The organism is uncultured Murdochiella sp. (genome assembly GCF_902488755.1).
In the GTDB taxonomy this organism is placed as follows: domain Bacteria; phylum Bacillota; class Clostridia; order Tissierellales; family Peptoniphilaceae; genus Murdochiella.
This window is the reverse complement of the sequence record NZ_CABTXF010000066.1, coordinates 1-4,701: the sequence shown is the minus strand read 5'-3', so window position 1 is coordinate 4,701 and position 4,701 is coordinate 1. Positions and strand designations below refer to the sequence as shown.

Genomic DNA, 4,701 nt, shown 5'->3' with positions numbered 1-4,701 from the left:
TTCAAGCAGAAGACGGCATACGAACGACGGAAAACCGGTATTTCTTTTTTTAGGCGGGAGTAGGACACGCCCGGCTCAGTGTATCGGCGAACCGGCGTAACCCTTCCTTAGGCATAGAGAGGCAAAACACTCTCTGTGCGAACCAGCAGAAAAAATCATTCTGTCGGAAGGGACGCAAAACCAAGGAGGAAAAATGGCGAATCAGAAGATCAGAATCCGGCTTCGTGCTTACGATCATGAAGTCATCGACGCATCAGCGGCGAAAATTGTCGAAGCGTGCAAACGCTCCGGAGCAGACGTTTCCGGACCGATTCCGCTGCCGACAGACAAAGAGGTCATCACCATCCTGCGTGCTGTTCACAAGTACAAGGATTCCCGTGAGCAATTCGAGCAGAGAACGCATAAGCGTTTAATTGACATCGTTAATCCCAATGTCAAGACGCTGGAAGCGCTCAAGAAGCTGAATTTGCCGGCAGGTGTGGACATCGAGATCAAACTGTAACCCCATTAGAATGATCGCGAAAGCGATCCGCTGTAAAGGAGGAACTCGTGAAGAGTATTTTAGGCAAGAAGGTCGGGATGACCCAGATCTTCGATGAAAACGGCATCGTCATCCCGGTGACGGTCGTACAGGCCGGTCCCATGGTCGTCACACAGGTCAAGACGACGGAAACGGACGGCTACAATGCGATTCAGGTCGGTTTTGCCGAGCAAAAAGAAAAACAGCTCACGAAGCCGCTGAAAGGGCATTTTAACAAAGCAAACGTCGCCTATAAAAAAACGTTACGTGAAATTCGCGTAGAAGAAGGCGAGACATTTGAACCGGGACAAGAATTTACCGTTTCCCTGTTTGCTGCCGGAGATGTGATTGACGTGGTTGGCACGTCCAAAGGTAAAGGCACGCAGGGTGCTATTCGCCGTTGGAACTATGGTCGTGGTCCTATGGGACACGGTTCTAAGTCCCATCGCGTCGGCGGAGCACGTGCGGCCGGTTCGTATCCGGCACGTGTTTTCCCGGGCACGAAGGGATCCGGAAAAATGGGACATGATCGAGTAACCGTGCAGAACTTGACTGTAGTGCGCGTGGATGAGGAAAACAACATGATCCTCATTAAGGGTGCGCTGCCCGGTCCGAAAGGCGGACTGGTGACGATTCGTGCGGCGAAGAAAGCCCGGACGAAGTAAGGAGGACGGAAATGCCAAAAGTGAATGTAGTAAAGCAGACCGGTGAAGTCGTCGGCGAACTGGAGCTGGCTCCGGAGCTGTTTGACGTTGACGTCAACGAGCATACCGTCTACACCGTGGTAAAGAATATATTGGCGAACAAACGCCAGGGCACACAATCGGCAAAAACGCGCGCGGAAGTTCGTGGCGGCGGTCGCAAACCGTATCGTCAAAAAGGTACCGGTCGCGCACGTGCTGGTTCGAGAACGCAGCCGAACTGGCGAGGCGGCGGTATGGTGTTTGCTGTTAAACCGCGCAGCTATCGGTATACGACCCCGAAAAAGATTCGTCGTCTGGCACTGAAATCGGTGCTGACGGCAAAAGTTCGCGCAGACGAACTCATCGTACTGGACAGCCTGAAATTGGATGCCTTTAGTACGAAGCAGGCGGCGGCGGTACTCAATGCGATTCATGCCGACAAGAAAGCCTATATCGTTGTTCATGAGGCGGATGAGCAGTTGATCCGCTCCTTCCGCAACATCCCGATGGTCGAAACCGTCGAGGTCAACAGCATCAACGTGTATGATCTCATGCGTTTCAATTCGCTGATTATGACCAAGGATGCGGTGAAAAAGGCAGAGGAGGTCTTTCAATAATGAAATCTCCATTTGATATCATCATTGCTCCGGTCATCACGGAGAAGTCCATGGCGGATATGGCGGAAAACAAATACACCTTCCGCGTGGATTCCAAATGCAATAAGGCGGAAATCCGCCATGCTGTTGAAGAATCCTTCGACGGCGTCAAGGTTAAGCGTGTGAACACGATTACCATGAAAGGTAAAACCAAGCGTGTGGGGAACCACAAGACGAAGAGCTCCGACTGGAAGAAAGCCATCGTCACCCTCACGGAAGACTCGAAAGAAATCGAGTTCTTCGAAGGAATGTAATCGAGGAGGGATGCAATGGGAATCAGAAGATATAAACCGACCTCGGCAGGTCGCCGCGTTATGCGCGTGTTGACCTTTGAGGAAATCACCAAATCGACCCCGGAAAAGTCGCTGACGGTCAACCTGAAGCGTTCGGGCGGACGCACCAACAACGGTCGCACGACACTGCGTTTCCGTGGCGGCGGTGCAAAACGTCGTTACCGCATCATCGATTTTAAGCGCAACAAGGACAATATTCCGGCGAAAGTATTTTCGATTGAATATGATCCGAACCGCTCCGCCAATATCGCCTTGCTGGTTTATGCAGACGGTGAAAAACGCTATATTTTAGCGCCGCGCGGATTGAAAGTCGGTCAGCGTGTCGAGTCCGGCGAAAACGTCGATATTACGGTCGGCAACGCCTTACCGCTTCGCTTCATTCCGGTCGGTCAGACCGTTCATAATGTGGAAATGAAGCCCGGAAAAGGCGCTCAGCTGGTGCGCACGGCAGGCGCTGAAGCACAGCTGATGGCAAAAGAAGGCAAGTATGCGCAGCTTCGTATGCCTTCCGGCGAATATCGCTTGATTTCGTTGGACTGCAAAGCGACGATCGGCGCGGTCGGCAATCCTGACCACGGTCTTGTCCGTCTGGGTAAAGCCGGTAAAAAACGCTACCTTGGTCGCAAGCCGCATGTACGTGGTTCGGCGATGAACCCGGTAGACCATCCGCACGGCGGTGGTGAGGGACGCGCACCGGTAGGTCGTCCGGCACCGATGACCCCGTGGGGCAAAAAATCACGTGGCGTGAAGACCCGTAAAGCGAAACAATCCGACAAGATGATTGTTCGTCGTCGCACGAAGTAACAGGAGGATGGCATGAGCAGATCTTTGAAGAAAGGGCCTTTTGTCGATGACCACCTGATGAAAAAGGTGGAGGCTCTTAACGAATCCAATAAGAAAATGGTGATCAAGACGTGGTCACGTCGCTCGACGATCTTCCCGCAGTTTGTCGGACACACGATCGCCGTTCACGATGGAAGAAAACACGTCCCCATCTATATCACAGAAGATATGGTCGGACACAAACTCGGCGAGTTTGTTCCCACTCGTACATTTAAGGGACATGCCGCAAAATCGGATAAGCAGAGTGGCGTACGGTAGGAGGTAGGACATGGAAGCAAGAGCAGAAGCAAAATATGTTCGCGTCTCTCCCCGCAAGGTGAACTACATCTGCAAAGAGATTCGCGGCAAACAGGTGGATGAAGCGCTGACCATTCTGCATTTCACCCCGAAAAAAGGCGCGGAAGTGCTGGAACAGGTTCTGCGTTCGGCGATTGCCAATGCAGAAAACAACATGAGCTTGGATCGCGAGACGTTGGTGGTCAGCCAGGCGTGGGCAAATGACGGCCCGACCATGAAGCGTTGGCATCCGAAAGCGAAGGGTGCGGCATATCCGATTCTCAAGAGAACATCGCACATCGGCGTTGTGGTCAGTGAAAAAGAGGAGGAAGAGCGCTAATGGGTCAAAAGGTACATCCGAAGGGAATGCGCGTCGGCGTCATTAAGGATTGGGATTCCAATTGGTTCGCAGGCAGCGCACAGTTTCCTAAGCTGATTAAAGAGGATCATGAGATCCGTAAAATGGTCAAAAAGGAATTGTTTGAAGCAGGCATTTCCGATATTAAAATTGAGCGCACCATGGGTCGCGTCCGCGTCACCATTAACACGGCAAAGCCGGGTGTGGTGATTGGTAAAGGCGGCACAGCGGTCGAAGAGCTCAAAAAGCGCATGGAAAAGCTGACGCAGAAGACGGTTCTGATCAACGTAGAAGAAATCCGCAATCCGGATTTGGATGCGCAGCTGCAAGCGGAACGCATCGCTGCCGATTTGGAAAACCGCGTGACGTTCCGTCGTGCGATGAAACAAGCGATTCAGCGCAGTATGCGTGCCGGCGCAAAGGGAATTAAAACGGTGGCTGCCGGACGTTTGGGCGGTGCAGATATGGCACGTTCCGAGCATTATTCCGAAGGCACCATTCCTCTGCAGACGCTGCGCGCGGACATTCGTTACGGACAAGCGGTGGCAAGAACCACTGCCGGTGCGGTTGGTATTAAGGTCTGGATTTACATCGGCGAAGTTCTTCCGGGTATGAAGGAAGCCGAAATGCCGAAGCCGCCGCGTCGTGAACCGCGCCGTGGTCGCCGTGATCGTCGCGATGATAATCGCCAGGATCGCCGGGATAACCGCCGTGGCGGAGAACGTAGAGGAAACCGTCGCGAAGGACAAGGCCGTGGCGAGCGCCCTCAGCGCGAGCAATAGACCGGGTGAGGAGGTAGTACTATGTTAATGCCAAAAAGAGTAAAACGCCGTCGCGTTCACCGCGGTCGAATGAAGGGCATGGCGCTTCGCGGAAATACGGTGACATACGGAGAATACGGTCTGCAGGCGGTAGAGCCGGCATGGATGACCGCCAATCAGATTGAAGCGGCTCGACGTGCGATGACGCGCTACATTAAGCGTGGCGGAAATGTCTGGATTAAAGTTTTTCCGGATAAGCCGGTATCAAAAAAACCGGCGGAAGTACGTATGGGTTCCGGTAAAGGTGCTCC

General features: G+C 53.1%; 9 protein-coding genes. All 9 read left to right on the top strand.

Translation table 11 applies throughout. The features are described from left to right. Positions 1-193: 193 nt before the first annotated feature. Complete coding sequence (gene rpsJ / locus RDL68_RS06050) at positions 194-502, top strand: 30S ribosomal protein S10 (RefSeq protein WP_071705369.1); 309 nt, start codon at positions 194-196, stop codon at positions 500-502. A 47-nt stretch (positions 503-549) separates the two neighbouring features. Continuing rightward, positions 550-1,185, top strand: coding sequence for a 50S ribosomal protein L3 (gene rplC / locus RDL68_RS06045; protein ID WP_308540781.1), 636 nt, complete (start codon positions 550-552; stop codon positions 1,183-1,185). A gap of 11 nt (positions 1,186-1,196) precedes the next feature. Beyond that, entirely contained in the window at positions 1,197-1,820 is a 624-nt protein-coding gene (rplD, locus tag RDL68_RS06040; protein WP_308540780.1) for a 50S ribosomal protein L4, read from the top strand. Further along, positions 1,820-2,113: a 50S ribosomal protein L23 gene (gene rplW / locus RDL68_RS06035; protein ID WP_308540779.1), complete on the top strand. Its 294-nt coding sequence runs from the start codon at positions 1,820-1,822 to the stop codon at positions 2,111-2,113. Before rplD ends, rplW begins: the two co-directional genes overlap by 1 nt. A 15-nt stretch (positions 2,114-2,128) precedes the next feature. Continuing rightward, a complete protein-coding gene (gene rplB, locus RDL68_RS06030; RefSeq protein ID WP_308540778.1) occupies positions 2,129-2,956 on the top strand; it encodes a 50S ribosomal protein L2 in 828 nt (275 codons plus the stop codon). A gap of 12 nt (positions 2,957-2,968) precedes the next feature. Continuing rightward, positions 2,969-3,253, top strand: coding sequence for a 30S ribosomal protein S19 (gene rpsS / locus RDL68_RS06025; RefSeq protein ID WP_308540777.1), 285 nt, complete (start codon positions 2,969-2,971; stop codon positions 3,251-3,253). 10 nt (positions 3,254-3,263) lie between these two features. Further along, positions 3,264-3,611 (top strand): 50S ribosomal protein L22, encoded by a 348-nt coding sequence (gene rplV / locus RDL68_RS06020; RefSeq protein WP_308540776.1) that lies wholly within the window; start codon positions 3,264-3,266, stop codon positions 3,609-3,611. Next, positions 3,611-4,411, top strand: coding sequence for a 30S ribosomal protein S3 (gene rpsC / locus RDL68_RS06015; RefSeq protein ID WP_308540775.1), 801 nt, complete (start codon positions 3,611-3,613; stop codon positions 4,409-4,411). The genes rplV and rpsC overlap by 1 nt, the downstream gene beginning before the upstream one ends. Before the next feature lie 21 nt (positions 4,412-4,432). Beyond that, on the top strand, positions 4,433-4,701 hold a 269-nt coding region (gene rplP / locus RDL68_RS06010), incomplete at its 3' end, for a 50S ribosomal protein L16 (RefSeq protein ID WP_308540774.1).